This window comes from Croceitalea sp. P059 (genome assembly GCF_031846365.1).
Taxonomy (GTDB): domain Bacteria; phylum Bacteroidota; class Bacteroidia; order Flavobacteriales; family Flavobacteriaceae; genus Croceitalea; species Croceitalea vernalis.
In genome coordinates this window covers 979129-1005746 of sequence record NZ_JAVRHW010000001.1, presented here as the reverse complement: position 1 = coordinate 1005746, position 26618 = coordinate 979129, and the positions used below count along the sequence as shown (strand labels likewise).

Below are 26618 nucleotides of genomic sequence, written 5' to 3'. Positions count from 1 at the left end.
CATTAACCAAAAATTCGACGCGGGTGTCGAAATATTTAATCTCGATAATCGATTAAACAAATCATCAAGATGGAGCAGCTTAAAACAACTTTTTTATATGGAGAAGAGCATCTGACAAGTAGTATCGCGTTAGGTTTAGCTAGAGGGCAGATAAAAGGTGAAATATCAAAAAAAGCTAAATTAAAGATTCTTGAATCGGCTCAAAGAGTAGCCTCTATTGTTGACAAGGGCAATATCGTTTACGGAATAAATACTGGGTTTGGGCCACTTTGCAACACTAAAATTTCAAGAGAAGACACTAAAATTTTACAAACTAACATTTTGAAAAGTCATAGTGTTGGCGTGGGTGAGCCTATTGAAAAAGAAGTCGCAATACTTATGCTCATTCTAAAAATACATGCGTTAGCAAAAGGTTTTTCAGGCATCGCATTGAGTACCTTAGAACGTATGTTATGGCATATTGAAAATGATATCATTCCTATTGTTCCTTCACAGGGTTCAGTCGGTGCTTCGGGAGACTTAGCGCCATTATCACATTTATTTCTTCCATTAATTGGTCTTGGAAAAGTTGAGTATGATGGAAAAGAATGCTCTATGAAAAACTTATCAAAACAATTGAATGTAGCCCCATTAACCCTAGGGCCAAAAGAAGGATTAGCCTTAATAAATGGCACACAATTCATTGCTGCTCACGCTGTAAAAGTGGTTGAAAAATTGAAACAAGCGCTTTCACATGCTGATATTATTGGCGCAATGATGATTGAAGGCCTACAAGGGTCTATTAAACCCTTTTTTGCAGCATTACATGAGTTAAGACCTTTTAAAGGAAACCAGCACGTAGCCGGCAGAATTAGAACATTGCTTCAAGGTTCTGAAATATTAGAAGATCATATTGATTGTGAGCGTGTTCAAGATCCATATTCTTTAAGATGTATGCCGCAAGTTCATGGTGCTTCACGAAATGCTTGGTTACATTTAAAAGAGTTACTAGAAATTGAATTGAATTCTGTAACGGATAATCCTGTCATTATTGATGAAGAGTTAACCATTAGTGGTGGAAGTTTTCATGGTCAACCATTAGCCATGGCATTGGACTATGCAACATTAGCAGCCTCTGAGTTGGGCAATATATCTGACCGACGAATATATCTTGCTCTTGAAGGGAATAGCGAGGGCGTTCCCAAATTGTTAATGGATGATACTGGCATCAATAGCGGATACATGATTTTACAGTATACCACAGCGGCTTTAGCTAGCGAAAATAAAGGGCTGTGCTTTCCTGCAAGCGCCGACAGCATACCAACATCTTTAGGTCAAGAAGACCATGTTAGTATGGGATCTATTAGCGGACGTAAAGCGCTTCAAGTGCTGAACAATGTTGAAAAAATTCTAGCGATTGAGCTGCTTACAGCGGCACAAGCCTTTGAATACAGAAAACCTTTAAAATCAGGTGTTTTATTAGATGAAATTCACAAACATGTGCGAACAAAGGTTTCTTTTGCTGAAAAGGATCGTGTTTTCGCCGATGATATTGCATTAGCAATTGAAATTTTGCAATCGGGAGAGATAACGGATCTTATAACGAAAACCATGTATGCTAATAACCTAACCTGGGAAACCCTACATCGTGTAGAATTTGAAACCTTTTAATATGAAAAAAGCGATACTTATAGGTCCTTTTACACAAATTCTTCCTCTTAATAAACTACCCTTGAGAGGAGCGCTAAAAGATGAGCAACTTGAAGTAATTAATCATGGTGGAATCGTTGTTTCAGGTGGAAAAATTATAGCTATTGGCGCTTATGAAGAATTAAAAAAAGGTGATCATGAACTAGAAGTAATTAACGAAAGTCAAGTATGTATCCCTGGATTAATAGATGCACATACCCATATTTGTTTCGGCGGTACTAGAGCTAATGATTATGCTATGCGCAATTCAGGAAAGTCATATTTACAAATAGCAAAAGCCGGAGGTGGAATTTGGGATACGGTCACTCAAACAAGAATGGCTAGTAAAAAACAATTGATTGATGGTATTATTCACCGCAGTAACCGTCACTTAAAAAATGGAGTAACTACCCTCGAAGTCAAAAGTGGTTATGGTTTATCGGTAGATCAAGAGTTAAAAATGCTACGTGCCATCAAAGAGGCAAATTCTCAGGTAAAACAAGATTTAATAAGCACTTGTTTGGCAGCACATATGGTGCCTAAAGATTGGAACAATTCAGCAGAAGCATATCTTCTAGAAATCAGTGAGTCTCTATTTCCTGCGCTTAAAGCTGAGGATCTTACACAAAGAATTGATGCCTTTATTGAAGATAGTGCTTTTTCAGGTTTAGAAATTGCCCCTTATTTTAAAGCAGCAAAAAAACAAGGTTTTGATATCACAGTACATGCTGACCAATTTACACCTGGCGGAAGTGAAATTGCTGTACACTACAAAGCAATTAGTGCTGACCACTTAGAGGTGAGTTCTCAGAAAGAGATTGACTTACTTGCTCAAAGCGAAACAATTGCAGTAGCATTACCAGGAGCTTCAATTGGTCTTGGTTGCGATTTTACTCCTGTTAGAAAATTATTAGATGCTGGGGCAATTGTAGCTATCGCAAGTGACCACAATCCAGGTTCAGCCCCAATGGGAGATTTACTAACACCAGCTTGCATCCTAGGTGCCTTTCAAAAACTTTCAAATGCTGAAGTCTTAGCAGGTATAACATTTAGAGCGGCAGCAGCTTTAAAACTAAAAGATCGTGGAATACTTGAAATAGGTCACAAAGCTGATTTTATTAGCTATCCAACTAATAACTATCAAGAAATCACATATCAGCAAGGGCAATTAAAACCAAATGGCGTATGGAAGAATGGAACTCGAGTGAATCCTAGTTAAACTTTAAAAAAGTAATGAAAACAATAATAGAAAACTCTTTTAAAGAGCTTATAAAAAAAGGTATTCCTTCTGAATTACCAACTAGTAAAGATTACCCTAAAGGGGGGAACCCAGCGCCAAAAAGAAAGGATATCTTAAGTCCAGAAGAAAAAAAACTAGCCATCAAAAATGCCTTGCGCTATTTTCCTAAATCATGGCATCTTGAACTGGCGAAAGAATTTGCAAAAGAATTAAAAACATATGGTAGAATTTATATGCATCGGTTTAAACCGGACTATCAGATGTTTGCGCGACCTATTCATGAATATCCTGCCAAATCTCAACAGGCTGCTGGTATTATGTTAATGATTCAAAATAATCTAGACCCAGCTGTTGCGCAACATCCTGAAGAGCTAATAACTTATGGTGGTAATGGCGCAGTATTTCAAAATTGGGCACAGTACCTTTTAACTATGCAATACCTGTCTGAAATGACAGAAGAACAAACACTGCACATTTATTCAGGTCACCCCATGGGATTATTCCCTTCCTCAAAAGAAGCGCCAAGAGTCGTAGTAACTAATGGCATGATGATTCCTAATTATTCAAAACCGGATGATTGGGAGAAATTTAATGCCTTAGGAGTAACACAATACGGCCAAATGACGGCAGGTTCTTATATGTACATTGGTCCGCAAGGCATTGTTCATGGGACGACAATCACCGTAATGAATGCTTTTAGAAAAGTACTTCAAAAAGAGGAAACACCCGCTGGCAAAATCTTCCTAACCGCTGGCCTTGGCGGTATGAGTGGAGCACAACCCAAAGCAGGAAATATTGCAAAATGTATCACCATTTGTGCTGAAATAAATCCGGTTGCCGCAAAAAAAAGGCACGAACAAGGTTGGGTTGACGAACTCATTGACCAAATAGACATTCTGGTTAAAAGAACTAAGGAAGCCATTGCCAATAAGGAAGTAGTATCAATAGCCTTTATAGGCAACGTAGTTGAAATATGGGAACAGTTTAATAAAAACCAAATTTTTATTCATTTGGGTTCTGACCAAACCTCTTTGCATAATCCTTGGGCTGGCGGATATTACCCCGTTGGTTTATCATTTGAAGAGGCTAACAAGTTAATGGTTATAGCACCTGATACATTTAAGGCAAAAGTTCAAGAATCTCTTCGAAGACAAATAAATGCAATTAATAAACATACAGCTAGGGGAACATATTTCTTTGATTACGGAAATGCATTTTTACTTGAGGCTTCAAGAGCTGGTGCCTCCGTCATGGCAGAAAATAATATTGATTTTAAATATCCATCTTATGTACAAGATATTTTAGGACCAATGTGTTTTGATTATGGTTTTGGACCATTTAGATGGGTTTGTACATCCGGAAAACCAGAAGACCTCAGTATATCAGATAAAATTGCAGCAAAAGTTTTAAAAGAAATCAAACAGAATTCACCTGAAGAGATTCAACAGCAAATGCAAGATAATATCACTTGGATAGAAGAAGCCGAAGACAATAAGCTAGTTGTAGGTTCACAAGCACGAATTTTATACGCTGATGCAGAAGGTAGAATGAAAATTGCTGAAGCTTTTAACAAAGCCATTCAGAGTAGAGAAATTTCCGCTCCGATAGTCCTTGGACGTGATCACCATGATGTTAGTGGGACGGATTCTCCATATCGAGAAACCAGTAATATATATGATGGTAGTAAATTCACAGCAGATATGGCAATTCACAATGTAATTGGTGATAGTTTTAGAGGTGCTACTTGGGTATCTATTCATAATGGCGGTGGTGTTGGATGGGGTGAAGTCATCAACGGTGGTTTTGGCCTACTTCTGGATGGTTCAGACGAAGCGAACAAACGTTTACGGAACATGCTTTTTTATGACGTAAATAATGGTATCGCAAGACGTAGTTGGGCAAGAAATGAGGAAGCCATTTTTGCCATTGAAAGAGAGATGGAACGTTCTCCTGGTTTAAAAATTACCATACCAAATTTAGTTAATGAAGATATTTTGAATAACTTGATATAATCATGCAACTTTATAATCCCCCATCGAAAGAAAATTGGACTGGTAGAAAATCTAAGGACCAGTTGTATTTGCATGAAAAAATTGAATGCAAATCAATATCAGCATTTGTTGCTTCGTCAAAATCTTTTGCGATTCTTGGGTATTCGTGTGATCAAGGCGTTCATCGTAATAAAGGAAGAGTTGGTGCTAAAGAAGGTCCAAAAGTAATTAGACAAGCCTTGGCAAAAATGCCTAATCATTTGGCAATTGAAACAAAATTATTTGATGTCGGAGATATTTATTGTATCGATGACCAATTAGAGGTAGCCCAATCACAACTCTCTAAAACAGTAAATCAATTATTAGATAAAAATGTATTGCCGATTTTAATAGGTGGTGGGCATGATATTGCCTACGGACATTTTAATGGTATCAAACAACATTTATTAAATCAAAATAAACGTCCTAACATAGGCATCATAAATTTTGATGCTCATTTTGACTTAAGAGAAGATAGTTCAGGAGCTAATTCAGGCACTCCATTTTTTCAAATAGCAAATGAGAATGACCCTTTTCACTATTTATGTTTAGGTATTCGCAAAGATGCTAATGACAAAATCTTATTTGAAACTGCACAAGAATTAGATGTTACGTATGTAGATAGAAATACCTTTCGTATTCAATTCGCTAAAGAAATTAATACCTGGATTCGCGCTTTCATGGAAAAGGTGGACTATTTATATGTAACCATTGATTTAGATGGATTTTCATCAGCATTTGCACCTGGAGTGAGTGCTCCTTCTCCAATGGGTTTCTCTCCTGATATTGTTTTAGAATCTTTGGAAACTATTATAGCTTCTGGTAAGCTCATAAGTATTGATATTGCTGAAATGAATCCGAAATATGATATTGATAATAATACTGCAAAACTCGCCGCATCCTTAATTCACAAGGTTCTTCATTCGGAATTTGCATAAACAAAAAAAGCCTCCCATAAGGAAAGCCTTTCATTGGTTTGCACAATTTGTGCATCACCTGGTTTCAACAATGTTGAAACCCAACACAACAATACAAAGATATAAAAGAAATTTAGCTATTTGTGTTTTTCCCAAATCAATGCAGCTGCTCCACAAATAGCAGCAGTTTTTCCAGGCATTCCCGATCCTATAATTTTCACTTTGCCTTTATAAACGTCTAATAAAAACTCATTGAAATATTTGTTCAGAGGATCTAAAATCCATTTACCACTATTGGTCAATCCTCCCATTAAAACAAATGCTTCTGGTTGCGTAAATGCAGTAAAATTTGCTAAAGCTTGCGCCATCATTTTAGCAGTATAATCAAATGCTCTTATGGCAATAACATCTCCTTCTTCTGCTGCCTGAGTAATTTCTTCACCATGTAAATCACGAAAGGCTATTGTTCTAAAACGACTATCATCCATATACTTACTCAACATATACATAATGGTGCGTTTTAAACCTGTTGCTGAAACATAGGCTTCTAAACCTCCACGTACTCCCAAACCTGTTAAACGTCCATCACCAATAGTCATGTCAACATGACCTAATTCTCCAGCAAATCCATCAAAACCATCAATTAATTGTCCATTCGCAACAATGCCTGCGCCGAAACCTGTGCCCAATGTTATGGCTATAAAATCTGTCATATTACGACCACTGCCAAATAACATTTCTCCTAAAGCCGCTGCACTTGCATCGTTCATAATCCGCATTGGCATCGGCATTATTTCTTTAAATTTTTCAAGAATTGGAACCTGACCTTTCCAAAGAAGATTAGCCGCATTCTCAATAGTACCTCTTTTACTGGAAGCATTTGGAGCACCAATTCCACATCCTATAATAGTTGATTCAAAATCAAGTGATGCAACGAGCTCATCAACTGTTTCTTTTGTTTGGCTTAAATAGGCTTCAAGATTTGGAAACTCTTTCGTTCTAAAAAAAGTGTTACCATAGGTCTTGCCCTGTTTATCCACCAAACCAATTTTTGTTTTGGTACCTCCAATATCGATTCCAACTACCAAGTCCATACACAAAGAATTATGTATTTAAAGATAGCTCGTTTTTGTCAAAGAAAACTTTTAGTAATCATTTCTTAAAAATGAGAATTTTTCAACAGGTTCTAAACGAATAAAGTGATTAAAAAAACCATGAGTGCTGCAAAAAGACCTGTTATTAATGCTCCTAAAGTATATAGTTTATAGCCTGTTTTAATATCCATACCCGTTAATTGTGTTACCACCCAAAATCCGCTATCATTAGCATGAGGTACGACCAAAGCGCCTGCACCAATTGCAATGACCACCATTGCCCTTTGTATTTCAGTATCAAACCCCATGGAAACCATTAATGGTGCCATTATTGAGGCAGCGGTTATCAATGCTACCGTAGAAGAGCCTTGTGCAGTTTTAATTGCAGCAGTTAGAATAAAGGGCAACCAAATACCCAAACTAACCCCGGACAACATTTCTGCTAGATGATCTCCAATACCTGAGTTTTGAAGGATCTTTCCGAAAATTCCTCCCGCTCCAGTTATTAATATGATTGATGAGGCGCTTAAAAGCGCTTTTCCTACCCATCCTGAATCAGATAATAACTGAACGTCGAATTTTTTTGGCAACAAGAATGACAGAAGTACACCAATAATCAAAGCAATAATAGGAGAGCCTATAAAACCTATAAATTTGAACCAAGACGTATCTGCGTAAGTATCATCCAATAAAAAAGTTGACAATGACTTACCCACTATTAATAAAATAGGAATTAGAATGGGTAAAAAAGATTTAAAGGCACTAGGCGCTTCTATCATTTTTGCTGTAATCTGCTCTTCAGATAATTCAGGATTAGGGTCAATATATGTCTTGCCTGCTATTCTTTTAGAGTAAATAATTGCGATAATCAGTGACAAAGCACTTACGCTAATACCTATTAACATTACCAAACCAATATCAGCTTCTAATATAGCTGCAGCAGCGATTGGACCAGGTGTCGGAGGTACCATAACATGAGTTAATAATAAACCCAAGGCTAAAGCCACTGAGGTTCCAGCAATTGAAAGTCCGGCCTTTTTAGATAAAGATTTATTTAATGGATTTAAGATGATAAATCCGCTATCAGAAAAAACAGGAATTGAAACAATGTATCCAATAATCGCCATGGCGGCATGAATTCTTTTTCTACCAATAATTTTAAGTACTACTTCAGCCATTTTATAAGCACCACCCGAGTTCTCTAAAAAAGCCCCTATAATTACACCAAGTAAAATAACTAAACCAATTTTTCCTAAGGTGCCACCAAATCCTTCTTCAATGGAAGTTAAAATCATTTCAAAGGGCATATTGGCCGCTAAAGCATAGAACAAAGCCGCAACCAATAAAGCTAAAAATGGATGTATTTTCCACTTTACGGTAAATAATATGATGAATGCAACACTAACTAAAAGCAAAAAAATAATCATGTTCAGTTATCTTTTATGTTTCTTTAAATATTCTTAGACTGCTGAGTATGACAAAAACCATATTTTATAGTAGCATTATGCTCATCTTACTAGCTTCTTGTAATATAAAAGAAAAAAGCGATGATAGTATTAAGCCATTAAAAAAACTAAGCTATCATGAATCTTATTTGTTAGAAATTTCAAAGCTGCCAGTAAAAGAAAATCCATTAAAAGACACTATTCAGATGGTAAAAATTAGAGGTGGTAAATTCAGTATGGGCGGAATTACGAATCAAGCTCGTGAAGATGAGTTACCTTCTCATGAAGAAATTGTTTCTGTTTATTGGATGGATATTCATGAAGTAACGAATAAGGAGTTTAAAGAATTTATTGATGCCACAGGTTATGTTACCACTGCTGAACGACCTATTAACATTGATGATGTGACCTATGATCCTGGGGCGCTAATATTTGACGAAACCAACCCCTCTATGTGGTGGAAGTTTGAACTCGGTGCTAACTGGAAAAATCCATACGGAAAAAATAGCTCTTTGAAAGGTAAAGATAACCACCCCGTCGTTCAAGTTTCATGGTATGACGCTATGGCTTACGCACATTGGTCTGGAAAAAGCTTACCTACTGAGGTCGAGTGGGAATATGCGGCTAAAGGTAACACTCAAAACACGAAGTATTTTTGGGGTAATTCATTTTCAAAAGCAATTCAACACGCTAATTTTTTTCAAGGTGAATTTCCAAGTATAAACAGTAAAGAAGATGGCTTCACTAAAACGGCTGCTGTAAAGTCTTTTCACAAAAACGGTTATGGTTTATATGATATGGCGGGTAATGTATGGGAATGGTGTCTAGACACTTACTACCCTAACGCCTATACAATTCGCGATAAACGAGAAGACGGTTATTTTAAAAAATACTTCAATAAAAGCCAAGAAAAAGTAGTACGTGGTGGTTCTTTTCTTTGTGCTGAAAGTTACTGTACTGGCTATCGACTTTCTGCTAGAATGAGTTCAACACCTGATACTGGTCTAGAACATACCGGATTCCGATGTGTTATTAGAGAATAGAAACAGTTCTATTACTATTACTATTTGATTTTGTTGATATCTAATATTGGATATATTCCAATTATTAGGATATATTCCATAATTTAGTTATCCCTTTTTAGTAAAACCCAATTTTGACACCCTATTGAAGGCAAAATGGTTGATTGAACTACCCCTGAATAAGGTATCAGGGTTTCATCCGGATAACTATGAATAAGACCATTTTACATTTAGATCTTGATACATTTTTTGTATCCGTAGAGCGACAAATTAACTCTGAACTACAAGGCGTACCGTTATTGGTAGGTGGCACTACTGACAGAGGCGTTGTAGCTGCTTGCAGTTACGAAACGAGAGGGTACGGTGTTCATTCCGGAATGCCTATGAAAATGGCAAGAGAACTATGCCCTGAAGCTAAAGTAATTAAAGGTAACGCAGGCACCTACAGTAAATTTTCAGATAATGTTACAGAAATCATTAAAGAAGCGGTACCTCTTTTTGAAAAATCAAGTATTGATGAATTCTACGCAGACCTTTCAGGTATGGATCGCTTTTTTGGTAGCTACAAATACGCCTCTGAGCTTCGACATAAAATCACTAAAGAAACAGGACTTCCAATCTCTTTTGGACTTTCAACAAATAAGGTGGTTTCAAAAGTGGCTACAAATGAGGCCAAACCCAACAACCAGTTAAAAATAGATTTTGGTTTTGAAAAGACTTTTCTAGCACCATTATCGGTAAAAAAAATACCTATGGTAGGTGATAAAACCTACCAAACCTTGCGCAATCTGGGTATTCGTCAAGTAAAAACCATACAAGAAATGCCGATGGATGTTATGCAACGTGTACTGGGAGCTAATGGCAAGGTTATTTGGAAACGAGCAAACGGAGTAGATAATACACCCGTAATACCTTTTCATGAACGTAAGTCTATTTCTAATGAACGTACGTTTGATCGCGATACTATTGATGTTGTAAAACTAAAAGGGATTATCATAGCAATGACTGAAAATTTAGCGTATCAGTTACGGCGTGGAGAAAAATTGACAGCCTGTATTGCAGTAAAAATTAGATATTCAGATTTCAATACTTATTCAAAACAAATGCGTATTCCCTATACAAGCGCTGACCATATTTTAATTCCAAAAATCATGGGTTTGTTTGATTCACTTTATAATAAACGAATGTTGGTGCGACTAGTCGGAATTCGGTTTAGCCATCTGGTATCGGGCAATTATCAAATCAATCTTTTTGATGATACTGAAGAAGCTCTTAATCTTTATATGGCTATGGACAAAGTACGTAATCGCTTTGGTGACCGTGCCGTTATTAGAGCTTCGGCTATTGGTGCAAAAACTATTGGCAGAATGCAGAACCCATTTAATGGACAACCACCCATAGTATTGGCGCATAGAAAACAATAATATGTATCTAAACTGTCATACATATTACAGTCTACGTTTTGGAACATTTTCTGAAGAAGAATTATTACAATTAGGACAAAAAAACCAAGTAAAGCAATTGGTGCTAACCGATATAAATAACACCTCAGCTTGTTTAAACTTTGTACGCGAGGCCTCTAAATATAATATCAAGCCTATCTTGGGTATCGATTTTAGAAATGGTGTTGACCAGTGTTTTGTAAGTATTGCTAAAAACAATGATGGATACCAAGAGCTGAATAAATTTTTATCACATCATCTACATACAGGTATTAAAATACCTCAAGAGGCACCAACTATTGAAAATACTTTTACCGTATACCCCTTTGAAAAGGTCCTTTTAAATGAAAAGGACAAATTTTTAGACAATGAATTTATTGGTATTTCTATAAAAGATTTACGTAGACTCCCCTTTTCAAGATTAAAAACATACAGTGATAAACTGGTTGTTCAACAACCAGTAACTTTTAGAAATAAACGAGATTTTAATGCCCATAGATTACTACGAGCAATTGATAACAATGTACTCTTGAGCAAGCTAGAAGAAAAAGAAGTAGCGAGTGAAAGTGAGCAAATGTATCCTATTGAAAATCTTGTAGAAGTCTTTTCTGAATACTCCTTCATTTTAGAAAATACCGAACGATTACTTCATCAATGCAATATCCATTTTGATTTTTCAACCAATCGTAAACCTCAAAATTTAAAAAATTACACTACAAGCAAAGAAGATGATCAAAAACTTCTTGAAAAACTATGCAAAGAAGGTTTGATTAAACGCTACACAAAAATCACAAAAGTCATTAAAAACCGTCTAGAAAAGGAGCTAACACTTATAAAGCAAATGGGCTTTATCTCTTATTTTTTAATCAATTGGGATATTACTTCTTATGCAAAAAAGAATGATTTCTACTATGTGGGTAGAGGTAGTGGCGCTAATAGTATTGTTGCTTATATACTTTATATAACGGATGTAGATCCGATTAATCTTGATTTATATTTTGAACGGTTTATTAACCTTTATAGAGCCAACCCACCAGATTTTGATATTGATTTTTCATGGCGTGATAGAGAACACATGACTCAGTATATTTTTAATCGATTTGATCATGTGGCATTAGTAGGTACTTATGTAACTTTTAAACGAAAGGGGGTTATTCGTGAATTAGGTAAGGTGTTCGGGCTACCAAAAGACGAGATAGATATATTGAGCGATGGAGGTATTCCATCGGCAAAAGCAGATAGTATGGCTAGGCTTGTTCTAAAATATGGAAGTCTTATTGAAGGTATGCCCAACTATGTTAGCGTTCATGCTAGTGGAATACTTATTAGCGAGAAGCCTTTACAATCTTTTTCAGCAACATTCATGCCTCCCAAAGGTTTTGCTACCGTTCATTTTGACATGGTCATTGCAGAAGATGTTGGGCTTTTTAAATTCGATATTCTTGCACAACGCGGCCTAGGAAAAATTAAAGATACCGTAGCCATTGTAAAACAAAACCAACCTGAAAAAGCAAACTTTGACATTCATAATGTCTCCGAATTTTATAAAAACCCTGTAATTAATAACCTGATTAAAACAGCGCAATGCATGGGTTGTTTTTATGTTGAATCACCTGCCATGCGTATGCTTCTAAAAAAATTAGAAGTAGACAATTATTTAGGCCTAGTAGCTGCTAGTTCTATTATTAGACCAGGTGTTTCAAAAAGTGGTATGATGCGCGAGTATATTCTTAGACATAGAACCCCAGGCAGAACAGAAGAAAAAGCACATCCAGTAATGCTAAGTATCATGCCTGAGACTTATGGTGTCATGGTCTATCAAGAAGATGTAATTAAAGTAGCGCACCATTTCGCAGGATTAGATTTGGGAGAGGCAGATGTTTTACGGCGTGGAATGAGTGGTAAATTTCGTTCGCGTGCCGAGTTCGAAAAAGTGAAAGATAAGTTTAGAAGTAATTGCGTAACAAAAGGATACTCAGCACAATTAATTGATGAAATTTGGAATCAAGTAGCAAGCTTTGCTGGGTATGCCTTCGCTAAAGGACACTCGGCTTCATATGCAGTAGAAAGCTATCAAAGCCTCTTTCTCAGAGCCTATTTTCCGTTAGAGTATATAGTTGCAGTACTTAATAATGGAGGCGGATTTTATCGTCCTGAATTTTATATACATGACGCTCGAATGATGGGAGCAACTATTCATCCTCCATGTATTAATCAAAGTCAAATTTCAAATGTTATTTATGGAACAACCATTTATTTAGGGATGCTATATTTACGAGATTTAGAACACCGTGTAATGGAACGTTTTTTGAACGAAAGAAAGCAAAACGGAACATTTAAGTCGCTAGAAGATTTTTTAGATCGCGTTCTAATTTCAATAGAACAGATAAGTATTTTAATACGTATTGATGCATTTCGTTTTACAGGTATTAATAAACATAAATTACTTTGGAAAGCACATTTAATACTTACAAAAACCAAACGAGTAGATCATCCAAAACTATTTCCACCTAAGCATCGTAATTTCCAGATTCCTGAATTAAATACCACATATTTAGAGACTGCTTTTGAACAATGGGAACTTTTAGGTTTTCCGCTGTGTAGTCCTTTTAATTTACTTGAAGAAAGTCCAAAAACAACAAATGGTCAAAAAGACCTAGCAAAATACCTCAATAGAAAAATAGATATCTATGGGTATTTAGTTACCGTAAAAAACACAAGCACACATACTGGAAAACGCATGTATTTTGCGACACTTTTAGACCAAAACGGAGAAGTATTTGATACTGTACTCTTTCCGCCAATAGCAGCTAAATATCCTTTTCACGGAAGAGGTATTTATCGATTTTACGGCAAAGTGGTTAGTGAATTTGGTTTTCTTAGTATTGAAGTAATCAAAATGCAAAAACAAAAATATGTGCCAGACCCCAGATATGCCGATATGAAAACCAGTAAAAAATTGATGAAGCCAAGAGCATCGAGAAAAGATTCTCCCATTCAAGGTAATTCATAAGCTAAACAAATCTTCCCTTCACTAACTAGCTAAGTTAGAAAAATGAATAGGTATAAAAGAGTTCAATAGCTACCAACTAAAAAGAGCTTCGTCTTTCGACCGAAGCTCTTTTACGAGAACACTATATGAAAATGAAAAAATTTATTTAGCTAATTATTATGATGTAAATGTAGGTGTAGGGCCCATGCCTTGTAAATTATTGTTGTGAACCAAGGTGCTTTTGTGGTAAAGCGCGTTTTTTTAATGATATAAGCACTACACTCATAAATTCTAATGGCTCTCTATCCTTTTACCTGCAAGATTAAAGTCAAAAAATAATCTCATCCAAAAAACAATTTAACCTAATGAGTTTAACTAAAAAGAGCCTCGTCTTTTAGGACTGAGGCTCTTTTACGAGAACACTATATGAAAATGAAAAAATTTACTTTCTGAATTATTACATGATAAATGTATAAGGACTTCAATAGCAATTAAAAGAAATGATGTGTAACACAACTAAAATGTAGTGAAGTAAGAGAACTATGTAATCAAAGTAAAACTAAACGGCTATTTTACGTAGTGCATTAACTAAATAATCAATATCACTCTTTGTAATATAAATAGCGAAAGAAAGCCTTAAAGCGTTTAAACCATGGCTACTCATAGGTCTACAGTCAATACCGTAATCATCCCAAAGTTCTTGTTTTGCAGTATTTACACTCTTTCCTCGTATCTCAACCACCTGAATCGCAGCTGAAAGTTCATCTAAACCAGGACTCTTTATTGCAAATCTTGAGTCGTTCTCAATTTTAGAGCGAAAGTACTGTTTCAATTCAAACGTACGTTGGTGTATTTGCTTTGATCCAATGGTATTGTGAAAATCTACAGCGGCACCCAACCCCAGTACTTCAGGTAAGTTCCTAGTATTGTAATTTTCTAAACGCCGAATGCTTTTATCAGTATGCCCCCTGGCTACCATCAAAGGCTTCAAATACTTTTGACTATCCTTTTTTGCATAAAACACCCCAATACCCTTTGGTGAGAATAACCATTTATGAGCACTTGCCGTATAATAATCACAACCTAAATCATTTAAATCAATGGTAAACATTCCTGCTGTTTGTGCTCCATCAACAGCTACCAAAATATCTTTTTCATGCGCCATTTTAGAAACTTCTTTTACAGGTAGTAGCATACCATTTGTATTTACAATATGGCACATTGAAATTACTTTAGTTTTTGATGTTATAGCTTTTTCATAGACATCAACTAAATCGGCAACACTTTCAGGAAGTATTGGCAACTCTGGTCGTACTATCTTAATTCCTTTAGTTTCTTGCCAAACCTCCCACGGAATACGACCGCTAGAATGTTCGTGATTCGCTAGAATAACTTCATCCCCGGGTTGTAAATCAAAACTACGTGCAATAAGGTTCATACCTTCCGTGGTATTATGAATCAATGCAATCTCTTCGGTAGTGACTGAAAATAGATTGGCGACCTTTTGTCTTACTTCTTCTTTCTCTTCTCTCCAACCGCCCCACATATATTTCGAAGGAAAACCATCTAGCAAATTTCTAAACTGGTTTGTTGCTTGTTGAATATGAGTGGATGATGCTCCAAGTGAAGCATTATTAAAATAATGCAATCCTTCAAGAAGTTGAAATTGAGATTTAACCAAATGCCAATAGTCTTCATTGTTGGCAAATGCATCTAATCCTGTGGAGTTCCAATCTGCAGTTAAATTACTCCCAAAGACTGGTAAGGCAATAGCACCTAAACTTCCTTGACCTAAACGGGTTAAGAACTTTCTTCTTGAATCATTACTCATTTTCGATAGGTTTTTCAGGATTTGAATCCTTATAAAAATACATTAGAAAAGAGGAATTGAAGAATTGATTATTTAAAAGCCTGATGTCCGGTAATATCAGCACCTGTTATCAAGAGGTGAATGTCATGTGTTCCTTCATAGGTAATAACACTTTCTAAATTCATCATATGGCGCATGATACTATATTCCCCTGTTATACCCATTCCGCCAAGCATTTGTCTAGCCTCACGAGCAATTTTTATAGCCATATCAACATTATTACGTTTTGCCATAGAAATTTGAGCAGTAGTTGCTCGCCCTTCATTTTTTAATTGACCTAAACGAAAGGCTAATAATTGTGCTTTTGTTATTTCGGTTATCATTTCAGCTAACTTTTTTTGTTGCAATTGAAATGCCGCAATCGGCTTACCGAATTGGATGCGCTCTTTTGCATAACGCAAAGCAGTATCATAGCAATCCATAGCAGCACCTATTGCGCCCCACGCAATCCCATATCGAGCAGAATCTAAACAACCCAATGGAGCCCCTAAACCAGATTTGTTCGGTAATAAATTCTCCTTTGGAACTTTGACATCAGAAAAAATTAGCTCTCCTGTGGCCGAAGCTCTTAAGGACCATTTGTTATGTGTTTCTGGAGTAGAAAAACCTTCCATTCCTCTTTCTACAATGAGACCATGGATTCTACCTTCTTCATTTTTAGCCCAAACCACAGCAACATCTGCAAAAGGAGAATTTGATATCCATAGCTTAGCCCCGTTCAACAAATAATGGTCACCCATATCTTTATACTTGGTTTCCATGCCACCAGGGTTAGAGCCATGGTTAGGCTCCGTCAAACCAAAACATCCCATCCATTCTCCAGATGCTAATTTGGGTAAGTATTTTTTTCGTTGCTCTTCAGTTCCATAGGTGAAAATTGGATACATCACCAAAGAAGACTGAACGGAAGCTGTTGAACGAACACCACTATCGCCACGTTCAATTTCTTGCATAATAAGACCATAACTTATTTGATCCAAACCGGCACCACCATAGGCTTCGGGAATATAAGGTCCGAAAGCACCTATTTCTGCCAAGCCACCAATAATTTGATTCGGAAATTCTGCACGCTGGGCGTAATCTTCAATAATTGGAGAAACATCTCTCTTCACCCATTGACGCGCAGCATCACGAACCAATAAGTGTTCTTCAGAAAGTAAATCATCTAAATTGTAATAGTCAGGAGCTTCAAATAAATCAGGCTTCATGCAAAATAATTTTAATCAAAGGTACTAAGCAAATGTAACATTTCACACGCATAATGTTACATTTTTAAGTAGAAGTCCTTCGTAAGTTCTTGATAGTCCAACGTGTATTCATGACGGTTTATTTCAATCACCAATTCCTTTTCTTGTGGAATGGTTTGAGTAAATGAAAATTGAATAAGACTTCTTTTAATAACCGAGGTAGCCGTTCCTTTTACTCGGGTTATTTGGCTGACAAATAAACCTATTTCTAGCGCCAAACTTATGAATCTGTCTTCTTCTTTATAAGGAATTATGGTTGCAAATTCACCTTCTTTTGAAAGCAGCTTTGAAACCCCGTTAATCAATTCATCAAATGGTAATGAAAGTTCTTGCCTGGCAATATCTCTTGCCATGTCACCACTAGTTACGACCTCTGAATAAAATGGTGGATTAGAAACAATCAAGTCGTATTCGTCTTCCATTTCTTCAACAAATTCGTGTAAACTGGCATGGTAACAAAATAATCGGTCACCCCATGCTGAGGCTTCAAAATTTTCAACACATTGCTCATATGAATCTTCATCCAATTCAATCGCATCTATAGTCTCCGCAATTGCACGTTGGGCAAGCTGCAAAGCAATTAGGCCAGAACCCGCTCCTATGTCTAAAATAGAGTTAGGCTCCTTATCCAATGAAACCCAAGCACCTAGCAAGACCCCATCGGTTCCCACTTTCATGGCACATTTATCTTGATTGATTGTAAATTGTTTGAATTTAAAAGGCTTGTTCAATTTTTATATACTGTTACATAGAGCGAAGTCTCTAGAACCATATGGTCAGGTTAATCTCGCATCAGATTGAGGTTACTAAATTAAAACTATTTCATTCTTTTAGCTGGCCCGCTAGCCGCGTTTCTGAACCTTCCAGTTCTAATAATGCATCCCCTAGCTGTGAGCGCATATCATTTGCTAATAATTTTATTTTGGCAACTACTTCGGGTTTTTCTAATGCAAGATTTTTGGTCTCACTAATATCATTTTCTAAATCGTACAATTCAATTTCCTTTATTCCAATTATTTTATATTCCCCTGGCAGACCGTCCTTTCCCGGTTCTTGTCCCCTCATGGTACGATAGCTATGCGGAAAATATAGTTTCCATTTTCCATAACGTACCCCATGTAGTTCATTCTTTTTATAATAGAAAAAATAAACGTCTTGAGGGCTTTTTTCGGTTTCACCCTTAAACAATCTCCAGGCACTTTTGCCATCAATTTCGTTTATCGGAAGATCAGCCCCTACCATTTCTGCAAGTGTTGGTAGAATATCAATAGCCATTAGTGGTGTCTTTAGCGTAGTGCCGCTGGGAATTTTTCCAGGAAAATGAGCAATGAAAGGCTCTCTTTGCCCTCCTTCCCAAGCAGTACCTTTACCTTCGCGCAATGGTTTAGCACTTCCTGAATGATTGCCATAAGCCAACCAAGGACCATTATCAGATGTGAAAATAACCAAGGTATTATCGTCGATATGAGCATCTTTTAACGTCTTCATAATTTGACCGACTGACCAATCAATTTCCATTATAACATCGCCGTAAAGGCCGCGTTCTGATCTACCTTTAAATTTATCTGAAACAAATAAGGGTACATGTGGCTGTGGATGCGGAACATACAGAAAAAATGGCTTGTCCTTATTACGCTTTATAAATTCAACGCTCTTTTGAGTTATTTGGGTGGTTAGATTGCTTTGATCCGTCAAAGTATCTATAACGACTTCATTTTCATATAATGGCAACGGGTCAAAATCAAAAATAGGTCCCTGCTGGGGGTGATTAGGCCACATATCATTAGAATATGGAATACCGAAAAATTCATCAAAACCATGATTCAAAGGCATATAATCAGGATGGTCGCCTAAATGCCATTTTCCAAAAATACCGGTGGCATACCCTTTTTGTTGGAGCATTTCTGCGATAGTAACTTCTTGATGGGCAAGCCCAATTTTTGCATTTGGCATCAATGCACCATGAATACTTATTCTATTAGGGTAACAACCCGTTAAAATTGCTGCTCTTGAGGCTGAACAAACTGCCTGGGCGGCATAAAAGTTAGTTAATTTAAGCCCCTCAGAAGCCATTTTATTTAAATGTGGAGTTCTAATATTTGGTGAACCGAAAACACCAACATCTTGGTATCCTTGGTCATCAGTAAAAATCAAAACAATATTAGGTAAGCTATCTGATTTCGGTATTTTGTTGATTCTCTTTTGGCAAGAAATCAACAAAGTAAATACAAGAAGAAAAATACTCCGGTACATTTATCAAGGCCAAGGTTGCCCCTAAATGTAGTATTTAAACTTTAATTTCTAGAATAAATACAAATCTACTAAACCTTCGGGAGTAGACACATGAACGGTTTTAGATGCTCTATCTAGCTTGGTTACAATTTCATCAGTAACGGGAATGAGCAACTCTTTATCTCCTTTTTTTGCTTCAAAAAGCACTTGAGAAGAAGAATCGTTAATAGCTTCAATTATGCCTATATCACCATGTACAGCATCGAGTAAAGTGAAACCAATAACTTCATGATAATAAAATTTATCACCCGTTAACGGCGGCAGTAAACTTAGAGGAAGGTACAGTTCTGCTCCTATGATTCTATTAGCAGTAGCCTCGTCTTTGATTTCTTCAAAATCAATACGTAGTAATGCTGATTTATGAAGTCGACATCTATCAATAAAAAATGGAACCAGATTGTTTCCTATTGAAACAAATACTGATTCCATATTTTCGTATAAATCAGGTTCATCGGCATCAATTTTTGCTAACACCTCCCCTTTAAAACTATATTTTGAAACAACTTTGCCTAGGTAGAAACAATCTTCCTTGCGCATAGTTTAAAAAATTACTCTTTTGGAGCTTCTTCTTCGGTTGCCTCTGGTGCAGCTTCTTCAGTCTTCGCTTCAGCAGCAGGTGCTTCTTCTTTAACTTCTTCAACAACCTCAGCAACTTCTTCTTTTACCTCTTCAACAGCTTCTGTTGTTTCAGCCGCAGCTTCCTCTACTACAGGTGCGCTTTCTTCAACAACTTCCTCTGCCTCTTCAACCTCTGGTAAAGCAGCAGCGGCACGTTTATCACTAAATTCTTTCTCAGCCTCTAGTGCCTTAGCTTTAGCAGCAGCTTCTTCATTGCTTAAACCATCTTTTTTGGCTTGAACAGCAGCTTCTTTTTCAGAAACCCAAGCGTTAAATTTTTCTTCAGCTTGCTCTTCAGTTAAAGCTCCTTTTCTAACACCACCTAATAAATGATGTTTTAACAAAACACCTTTATAAGAAAGTATAGCTCTCGCAGTATCTGTAGGTTGTGCACCATTGTTTAACCATTGTACAGAACCGTCAATATTCAATTCGATCGTTGCAGGGTTGGTATTAGGGTTGTAGATTCCTAATTTCTCTAAGAATTTACCATCTCTTTTTGAACGTGCGTCAGCCGCAACAATCCAATAAAATGGTTTTCCTTTTTTACCGTGTCTTTGTAATCTAATTTTAACTGGCATATCACATTAATTTGTAGGGTGCCCGACCCTTGTTATTAATTCTTTTTTTCGCTTTAACTATTAAGCGGGTGCAAAGATACATTAAAATAGCAGTTTTACAATAAATATTTCGCACTTTTTATTGGTTAATAACTACTTACAATTAGTTTTTATCAAAATAGCTCTTTTAGGTATTTTTATTCTTTACTTTTTAATTGGTTTACGCCCTTGGACACTGCTCAAGGTAAAAGCCCAAATTGACAGAATTTAATATATGTACCTAATCTTTGATACTGAAACTACTGGACTTCCAAAGCGTTGGAATGCACCAATTAGTGATACAGACAACTGGCCACGTTGTATTCAAATTGCTTGGCAATTGCATGACGATATGGGCAACCTGTTAGACCATCAAGATTACTTGGTAAAACCTGACGGATTTAATATTCCATATGAAGCCGAACAAATTCATGGTATTTCGACCGCTTTAGCCGAACAAAATGGTATTCCACTTGCCGAAGTTTTAGACAAATTCAATAAGGCCATGAGCCGAACAAAATTTGCCGTTGGTCAGAATGTGGGGTTTGACGTTAATATTATGGGAGCTGAGTTTTATAGGCTTGGTGTCGAAAATCCGCTTCAAGAGTTACCAGTTATAGATACATGTACCGAGCACACGGCTCAGCTTTGTCAAATACCAGGTGGTAGAGGGGGTAAATTTAAACTACCTACACTAACAGAGCTTCATGAGTTTCTTTTTAAAAAACCATTTGCCGAAGCACATAATGCCACTGCGGATGTAGAGGCAACAACACGTTGTTTTCTTGAACTCATTCGCAAACGACAATACACCCAAGAACAACTTGATGTTCAGCCTGATTACTTCAAAAATTTCTCTGAAGCAAATCCTCAAGAAATTGAATTAATAGGGTTAAAACACATCAACCTAAAAAAAGCTTCAAAGAAAATAGCTGATGCGCTTTGGGAAACAGCTACAGTTGGCGTATCAGAAGAAGAACTGAATGAAAATATTGCTCATCTAGAAGACGCACCCTTTGCACATCTTCACAACCATTCTCAGTTTTCGGTATTACAATCTACTATCAATATAAAAGCTTTAGTTCAAGCCGCTGCAGAAAATAAAATGCCTGCAGTAGCCCTGACCGATCATGCAAATATGATGGGTGCTTTCCACTTTGTAAAAGAAGTAAAAGCCCATAATAAAGCCGTTCAAACACAAAATGAAGAAGCAAAAGAAAAAGGTGAAGAAGCGAATGCGCAAGAGATAAAGCCCATTATAGGTTGTGAATTTTTTGTTTGTGAAGACCACACTAATAAAAATGTCAAAGACTACGGTTATCAGATTGTGCTCTTGGCCAAAAACAAAAACGGCTATCACAATTTGGCTAAAATGTCATCTATCGCCTATACCGACGGTTTTTATTATGTGCCGCGAATCGATAAAAAAGTAATTGAACAATACAAAGAAGATATCATAGTACTAACTGGTAACCTATACGGTGAAGTACCAGGTAAAATTTTAAATGTTGGTGAGAATCAGGCCGAAGATGCACTTCTTTGGTGGAAACAACAGTTTGGTGACGATTTATATATCGAACTGATGCGCCATGGTCAAGAAGATGAGGATCGCGTAAATAAAGTGCTTTTAGAATTTTCTAAAAAACATAAAGTAAAAATCATAGCCAGTAATAACACGTATTACTGTGCCAAGGAGGATGCTGACGCTCACGATATTTTACTTTGTGTTAAGGATGGTGAAAAACAAACCACACCTATAGGTAGAGGACGTGGGTATCGTTATGGTTTACCCAATCAAGAGTATTATTTCAAATCTCAAGATGAGATGAGAGCCTTATTTAAAGATGCTCCAGAAGCAATTTTAAATATTGAAGAACTCATTAAAAAAGTGGAGCCTTTTGAATTAGCAAGAGATGTACTACTTCCAAAATTCGATATTCCTGAAGACTTTAAAGTGGCCGAAGATGCTGTTGATGGAGGAAACCGAGGAGAGAATGCCTTTCTACGACATATTACCTACGAAGGCGCCAAAAAAAGATATCAAGAGATTACGCCAGAGATTGAAGAAAGAATTGACTTCGAATTAGAAACGATTAAAAATTCCGGATATCCTGGATACTTTTTAATCACCGAAGATTTTATCAGAGAAGCTCGTAATATGGATGTTTCGGTGGGGCCAGGTCGTGGTTCAGCTGCGGGATCAGTAGTTGCCTATTGTTTAACAATTACGAATATTGACCCTCTCAAATATGATTTACTTTTTGAGCGATTTCTGAATCCTGATAGGGTTTCCATGCCTGATATAGATATTGACTTTGATGATGAAGGTCGTGGTCGTGTAATGGATTATGTTATCAATAAGTATGGTGCTAATCAAGTTGCTCAAATCATCACTTATGGCACCATGGCAGCCAAGTCATCTATTAGAGATACCGCACGTGTACTAGATTTGCCATTGGGTGATGCCGACCGCATAGCCAAGCTGATACCCACCATGTCTAAACTAGGCAAAATCTTTGGAAAGTCAGATGCTGAGTTAAAGAAGAAATTTCGTGCGGATGATTTAGAAAAAGTGCACCAGTTATTAAACATAGCTGAGGGTGATGACCTTGAAGGACAAACCTTAAAAATGGCCCGAACTCTAGAAGGGTCGGTTCGCAATACAGGTATTCACGCTTGTGGGGTAATTATCACCCCTGATGATATCACCAATTTTGTTCCCGTTGCGACAGCGAAAGATTCCGATTTATATGTCACACAATTTGACAACTCTGTTGTTGAGAGTGCTGGCCTGTTAAAGATGGATTTTTTAGGATTAAAAACCTTAACCCTAATAAAGGATACTGTCAAAATCGTGAAGGCAAAACATGGTATTGAATTGGTGCCCGATGATTTTCCGCTTGATGATGAAAAAACCTATGAGCTTTTTCAAAGAGGAGATACCGTTGGTATATTTCAATACGAATCACCAGGAATGCAGAAACACATGAAGGATTTAAAACCTTCAGTTTTTGATGACCTTATAGCCATGAATGCCTTATACAGGCCTGGACCTATGGAGTATATTCCCGATTTTATTCAGCGGAAAAATGGGATGGCAGAAATCAAATATGACCTTCCAGCGATGGAAGAATATTTGAAAGAGACCTATGGAATTACGGTTTATCAAGAGCAGGTAATGTTACTATCACAAAAACTGGCCGGGTTCTCCAAAGGTGATGCTGATGTCTTGCGTAAGGCTATGGGTAAAAAGATATTTGCCGTACTGCAAAAAATGAAACCCCAATTTTTGGAGGGTGGAATGGCCAACGGACATCCAGAAGAAATTCTTGAAAAAATATGGAAAGACTGGGAAGCCTTTGCAGCTTACGCCTTCAATAAGAGTCACTCTACTTGTTATGCTTACATAGCGTATCAAACTGCCTATTTAAAGGCGCATTACCCGGCGGAGTACATGGCAGCTGTGCTTTCTAATAATATGAACGACATCAAACAGGTGACCTTCTTTATGGAAGAATGTAAACGAATGGGACTTGAGGTTCTTGGTCCAGATGTCAACGAATCATATTACAAATTTGCCGTTAATAAAGAAGGTGCTGTTCGTTTCGGTATGGGTGCTATAAAAGGTGTAGGCCGTTCAGCTGTTGAGACTATTGTTGCGAACAGAAAAGAAGAAGGCAACTTTAATTCTGTTTTTGATTTAGCCAAACGCATAGATTTAAGGGCAGCCAACAAAAAAGCTTTTGAAAATTTAGCCGTTGCTGGAGGGTTCGATTCCTTTGGAACAACCCATAGAGCGCAATATTTTCATACCGAAGGTGATAATGTTACTTTTTTAGAAAAAGTAATTAAATCTGCCGCAAAATATCAAGAGAATAAAAACTCGTCACAAATGGACATGTTTGGTGGTATTAGTGAGGCACAAATTCCTGAACCCATCGTACCACCCTGCGAAGAATGGGGCACCATGGAAAAACTCAGACGTGAAAAAGAAGTTGTTGGTATTTACATTTCTGGGCATCCGTTGGATGACTTTAAAACTGAAATTAAAGCCTTTTGCAATGCTGGTATTTCACATTTAAACGAGATAGAAAATTACATAAATCGCGAACTATCTGTGGCCGGTGTTATTACTGATGTTCAGCACCGAATTTCTAAAAACGGAAAGGGTTGGGCTGCCTTTACCATGGAAGATTATACCGATTCTTTTGAATTCAGAATATTTGGAGAAGAATACTTAAAGTTCAGGCATTTTTTAATGATCAATTCATTCGCTTATGTAAAGATTTTCATTAAGGAAGGGTGGACTAATAGAGAAACGGGCAAAAAAGGTGACCCTAGAATGCAGTTTAATAGCTTTATGCTACTACAAGAAGTGATGGAAGCCTATGCTAAAAAATTGACTATCAAGTTAGATATTGCAGCCTTACAAGAAAAGCGCATACACACTTTAAAAGACACCTTAAGGTCTTATCAAGGTAATCATCCATTGAATTTTATAGTTTATGAAATGGAAGAAGAAATTAAATTGAACTTATCTAGCAGAAAGCAAAAAGTACAAATTACAAGTGAGTTATTGCATACCCTTGAAGAGCAAGAGGTTCATTATAAATTAAATTAAAAGACCAAATTCAGTTGCCATAGCAACCGAAAGAAGGCTTGAATAATAGTTTTTAGTAATGCCCTGATAATCAAAACGAATGTTGAGATGGTAAGGAAACAGCTAGATATTTGACTAACTTTGTATAACAGTAAATATAAATAAACATGGCACTAGAAATAACAGATGCAACTTTTGACGAAGTTGTTTTAAAAAGTGATAAACCAGTAGTAGTAGATTTTTGGGCAGCTTGGTGCGGTCCTTGTCGTATGGTTGGCCCTATCATTGATGAAGTAAGTTCAGACTATGATGGTAAAGCTGTGGTCGGCAAAGTTGATGTAGATGCTAATCAAGAATTTGCAGCTAAATATGGCGTAAGAAATATTCCTACGGTTTTAGTATTCAAAAATGGTGAAATCGTAAATAGACAAGTTGGCGTTTCGCCAAAGAAAGTTTATACTGATGCTATTGACGCTTTATTGTAGCGCATCATTATTTTAGTTAAAAATTAGAAAAGGTCTGGTGAAAACCAGACCTTTTTCTTTTATCTTAGGTTCGCAATGGAAATAAAATCAGAGTTAAATAAGGGCCAACTTTTTCAGGATCTTGAATTGCTTTCAAAACAAGTAGTTGAAGGCTTTATTAGCGGTATTCACAAAAGTCCTTTTCATGGTTTTTCTTCAGAATTTGCAGAACATAAAATTTATAATAGTGGTGAAAGCACTAAACATATAGACTGGAAACTTTTTGCTCGTACAGATAAATTATACACCAAACGCTACGAAGAAGAAACCAATCTTCGTTGTCATATGATTCTTGATAATTCGGCGTCTATGTATTATCCTCAAATCAAAAATTTAGCAATAGACAATTTGAACAAAATAGGGTTTGCCGTTCTTGCCATTGGCGCTATTATGAATTTACTTAAAAAGCAGCGCGATGCGGTAGGTTTAAGCATTTACTCAGACACTTATGACTTTTACGTAAATGAAAAAAGTAGTGAACGCCATTTTCAAATGTTATTGAGCAAATTGAATGCTGTAACGACATCGTCAAGCTCATCTACTGAAACTAGAACCTATCATTATTTACATCAGATAGCTGAAAAAATTCATCGTAGAAGTCTCATATTTCTGTTTTCAGATATGTTTCAAACTGAAGTTGAAGAAAAAGAGCTTTTTGAATCTTTACGGCATTTAAAATACAACAAACATGAGGTAGTTCTTTTTCATCTAACAGATGCAAAACATGAATTAGCTTTTGACTATGATAATACTCCAAAACGATTTGTTGATGTGGAAACAGGCAAGCACATTGACCTATATGCTGATAGTATCAAAGAAGCCTACCAAAAGAAGTTGAAGAGCTACCTAAGCGATTTAAAGTTGAAATGCTCACAATACAAAATAAAGTATGTTGAAGTAGATGTACGTTCCAATTTTTCGAACGTACTAAATACTTTTATGACCGAGCGACAAAAATTTATTTGAATTAAAAAAAATTGTTTGTCGAAACCAAAAAGGAGTGTATATTTGCACTCGC

Annotated in this window: 18 protein-coding genes; 10 read left to right on the top strand and 8 right to left on the bottom strand. The window is 36.6% G+C overall.

What is annotated here, in order from left to right; all coding sequences use genetic code 11:
* Positions 1-69: 69 nt before the first annotated feature.
* Genes hutH through hutG form a run of 4 tightly spaced genes read left to right on the top strand, consistent with a single transcriptional unit; the run spans position 70 to position 5876 of the window.
* Positions 70-1650: a histidine ammonia-lyase gene (hutH, locus tag RM542_RS04545; RefSeq protein ID WP_311384528.1), complete on the top strand. Its 1581-nt coding sequence runs from the start codon at positions 70-72 to the stop codon at positions 1648-1650.
* 1 nt (position 1651) lies between these two features.
* Positions 1652-2887 (top strand): imidazolonepropionase, encoded by a 1236-nt coding sequence (gene hutI, locus RM542_RS04540; RefSeq protein ID WP_311384527.1) that lies wholly within the window; start codon positions 1652-1654, stop codon positions 2885-2887.
* Between the two features lie 14 nt (positions 2888-2901).
* Positions 2902-4920, top strand: coding sequence for a urocanate hydratase (locus tag RM542_RS04535; RefSeq protein WP_311384526.1), 2019 nt, complete (start codon positions 2902-2904; stop codon positions 4918-4920).
* Between the two features lie 2 nt (positions 4921-4922).
* Positions 4923-5876: a formimidoylglutamase gene (gene hutG / locus RM542_RS04530; protein WP_311384525.1), complete on the top strand. Its 954-nt coding sequence runs from the start codon at positions 4923-4925 to the stop codon at positions 5874-5876.
* A gap of 116 nt (positions 5877-5992) precedes the next feature.
* Here the strand turns inward: hutG and RM542_RS04525 are convergent, their stop codons facing one another.
* Complete coding sequence (locus RM542_RS04525; RefSeq protein ID WP_311384524.1) at positions 5993-6949, bottom strand: ROK family protein; 957 nt, start codon at positions 6947-6949, stop codon at positions 5993-5995.
* A gap of 92 nt (positions 6950-7041) precedes the next feature.
* Positions 7042-8376 carry a GntP family permease gene (locus RM542_RS04520; RefSeq protein WP_311384523.1) on the bottom strand — a complete coding sequence of 445 codons (1335 nt, stop codon included), beginning with the start codon at positions 8374-8376 and terminating at the stop codon, positions 7042-7044.
* Positions 8377-8423: 47 nt separating this feature from the next.
* Here RM542_RS04520 and RM542_RS04515 point away from each other — a divergent pair, with 47 nt between their 5' ends.
* From RM542_RS04515 to RM542_RS04505, 3 genes are all read left to right on the top strand, one after another.
* Positions 8424-9437 carry a formylglycine-generating enzyme family protein gene (locus tag RM542_RS04515; RefSeq protein ID WP_311384522.1) on the top strand — a complete coding sequence of 338 codons (1014 nt, stop codon included), beginning with the start codon at positions 8424-8426 and terminating at the stop codon, positions 9435-9437.
* A 188-nt stretch (positions 9438-9625) separates the two neighbouring features.
* A complete protein-coding gene (dinB, locus tag RM542_RS04510; RefSeq protein WP_311384521.1) occupies positions 9626-10840 on the top strand; it encodes a DNA polymerase IV in 1215 nt (404 codons plus the stop codon).
* Between the two features lies 1 nt (position 10841).
* Positions 10842-13871: a DNA polymerase III subunit alpha gene (locus RM542_RS04505; protein WP_311384520.1), complete on the top strand. Its 3030-nt coding sequence runs from the start codon at positions 10842-10844 to the stop codon at positions 13869-13871.
* A 538-nt stretch (positions 13872-14409) separates the two neighbouring features.
* On the opposite strand, the gene RM542_RS04500 is transcribed toward RM542_RS04505, so the two are convergent.
* The 6 genes from RM542_RS04500 to RM542_RS04475 form a co-directional block, all read right to left on the bottom strand.
* Positions 14410-15681 (bottom strand): aminotransferase class V-fold PLP-dependent enzyme, encoded by a 1272-nt coding sequence (locus RM542_RS04500; protein ID WP_311384519.1) that lies wholly within the window; start codon positions 15679-15681, stop codon positions 14410-14412.
* A gap of 68 nt (positions 15682-15749) precedes the next feature.
* Positions 15750-16928, bottom strand: coding sequence for an acyl-CoA dehydrogenase family protein (locus tag RM542_RS04495; protein ID WP_311384518.1), 1179 nt, complete (start codon positions 16926-16928; stop codon positions 15750-15752).
* 56 nt (positions 16929-16984) lie between these two features.
* The gene (locus tag RM542_RS04490) at positions 16985-17644 is read right to left on the bottom strand and encodes a methyltransferase (protein WP_311384517.1); all 660 of its coding nucleotides are present in this window, start codon (positions 17642-17644) and stop codon (positions 16985-16987) included.
* A 145-nt stretch (positions 17645-17789) separates the two neighbouring features.
* Entirely contained in the window at positions 17790-19220 is a 1431-nt protein-coding gene (locus RM542_RS04485) for a sulfatase (RefSeq protein WP_311384516.1), read from the bottom strand.
* A gap of 48 nt (positions 19221-19268) precedes the next feature.
* The gene (gene rimM, locus RM542_RS04480; protein WP_311384515.1) at positions 19269-19796 is read right to left on the bottom strand and encodes a ribosome maturation factor RimM; all 528 of its coding nucleotides are present in this window, start codon (positions 19794-19796) and stop codon (positions 19269-19271) included.
* A gap of 11 nt (positions 19797-19807) precedes the next feature.
* Entirely contained in the window at positions 19808-20458 is a 651-nt protein-coding gene (locus RM542_RS04475; RefSeq protein ID WP_311384514.1) for a 30S ribosomal protein S16, read from the bottom strand.
* Between the two features lie 253 nt (positions 20459-20711).
* Between RM542_RS04475 and dnaE the strand changes: the two genes are divergently transcribed.
* From dnaE to RM542_RS04460, 3 genes are all read left to right on the top strand, one after another.
* Positions 20712-25097 (top strand): DNA polymerase III subunit alpha, encoded by a 4386-nt coding sequence (gene dnaE, locus RM542_RS04470; protein ID WP_311384513.1) that lies wholly within the window; start codon positions 20712-20714, stop codon positions 25095-25097.
* 146 nt (positions 25098-25243) lie between these two features.
* The gene (trxA, locus tag RM542_RS04465) at positions 25244-25561 is read left to right on the top strand and encodes a thioredoxin (protein ID WP_311384512.1); all 318 of its coding nucleotides are present in this window, start codon (positions 25244-25246) and stop codon (positions 25559-25561) included.
* A 75-nt stretch (positions 25562-25636) separates the two neighbouring features.
* Positions 25637-26566, top strand: a complete 930-nt coding sequence (locus RM542_RS04460) for a DUF58 domain-containing protein (protein ID WP_311384511.1) — start codon at positions 25637-25639, stop codon at positions 26564-26566.
* The last annotated feature ends 52 nt before the right edge of the window (positions 26567-26618 follow it).

Bases quoted from the DNA above. Each gene is read 5' to 3' on its own strand.
- hutH (WP_311384528.1), top strand. From the start codon at position 70: ATGGAGCAGCTTAAAACAACTTTTTTATATGGAGAAGAGCATCTGACA.
- hutI (WP_311384527.1), top strand. From the start codon at position 1,652: ATGAAAAAAGCGATACTTATAGGTCCTTTTACACAAATTCTTCCTCTT.
- RM542_RS04535 (WP_311384526.1), top strand. From the start codon at position 2,902: ATGAAAACAATAATAGAAAACTCTTTTAAAGAGCTTATAAAAAAAGGT.
- hutG (WP_311384525.1), top strand. From the start codon at position 4,923: ATGCAACTTTATAATCCCCCATCGAAAGAAAATTGGACTGGTAGAAAA.
- RM542_RS04525 (WP_311384524.1), bottom strand. From the start codon at position 6,949: ATGGACTTGGTAGTTGGAATCGATATTGGAGGTACCAAAACAAAAATT.
- RM542_RS04520 (WP_311384523.1), bottom strand. From the start codon at position 8,376: ATGATTATTTTTTTGCTTTTAGTTAGTGTTGCATTCATCATATTATTT.
- RM542_RS04515 (WP_311384522.1), top strand. From the start codon at position 8,424: ATGACAAAAACCATATTTTATAGTAGCATTATGCTCATCTTACTAGCT.
- dinB (WP_311384521.1), top strand. From the start codon at position 9,626: ATGAATAAGACCATTTTACATTTAGATCTTGATACATTTTTTGTATCC.
- RM542_RS04505 (WP_311384520.1), top strand. From the start codon at position 10,842: ATGTATCTAAACTGTCATACATATTACAGTCTACGTTTTGGAACATTT.
- RM542_RS04500 (WP_311384519.1), bottom strand. From the start codon at position 15,681: ATGAGTAATGATTCAAGAAGAAAGTTCTTAACCCGTTTAGGTCAAGGA.
- RM542_RS04495 (WP_311384518.1), bottom strand. From the start codon at position 16,928: ATGAAGCCTGATTTATTTGAAGCTCCTGACTATTACAATTTAGATGAT.
- RM542_RS04490 (WP_311384517.1), bottom strand. From the start codon at position 17,644: ATGAAAGTGGGAACCGATGGGGTCTTGCTAGGTGCTTGGGTTTCATTG.
- RM542_RS04485 (WP_311384516.1), bottom strand. From the start codon at position 19,220: ATGTACCGGAGTATTTTTCTTCTTGTATTTACTTTGTTGATTTCTTGC.
- rimM (WP_311384515.1), bottom strand. From the start codon at position 19,796: ATGCGCAAGGAAGATTGTTTCTACCTAGGCAAAGTTGTTTCAAAATAT.
- RM542_RS04475 (WP_311384514.1), bottom strand. From the start codon at position 20,458: ATGCCAGTTAAAATTAGATTACAAAGACACGGTAAAAAAGGAAAACCA.
- dnaE (WP_311384513.1), top strand. From the start codon at position 20,712: ATGTACCTAATCTTTGATACTGAAACTACTGGACTTCCAAAGCGTTGG.
- trxA (WP_311384512.1), top strand. From the start codon at position 25,244: ATGGCACTAGAAATAACAGATGCAACTTTTGACGAAGTTGTTTTAAAA.
- RM542_RS04460 (WP_311384511.1), top strand. From the start codon at position 25,637: ATGGAAATAAAATCAGAGTTAAATAAGGGCCAACTTTTTCAGGATCTT.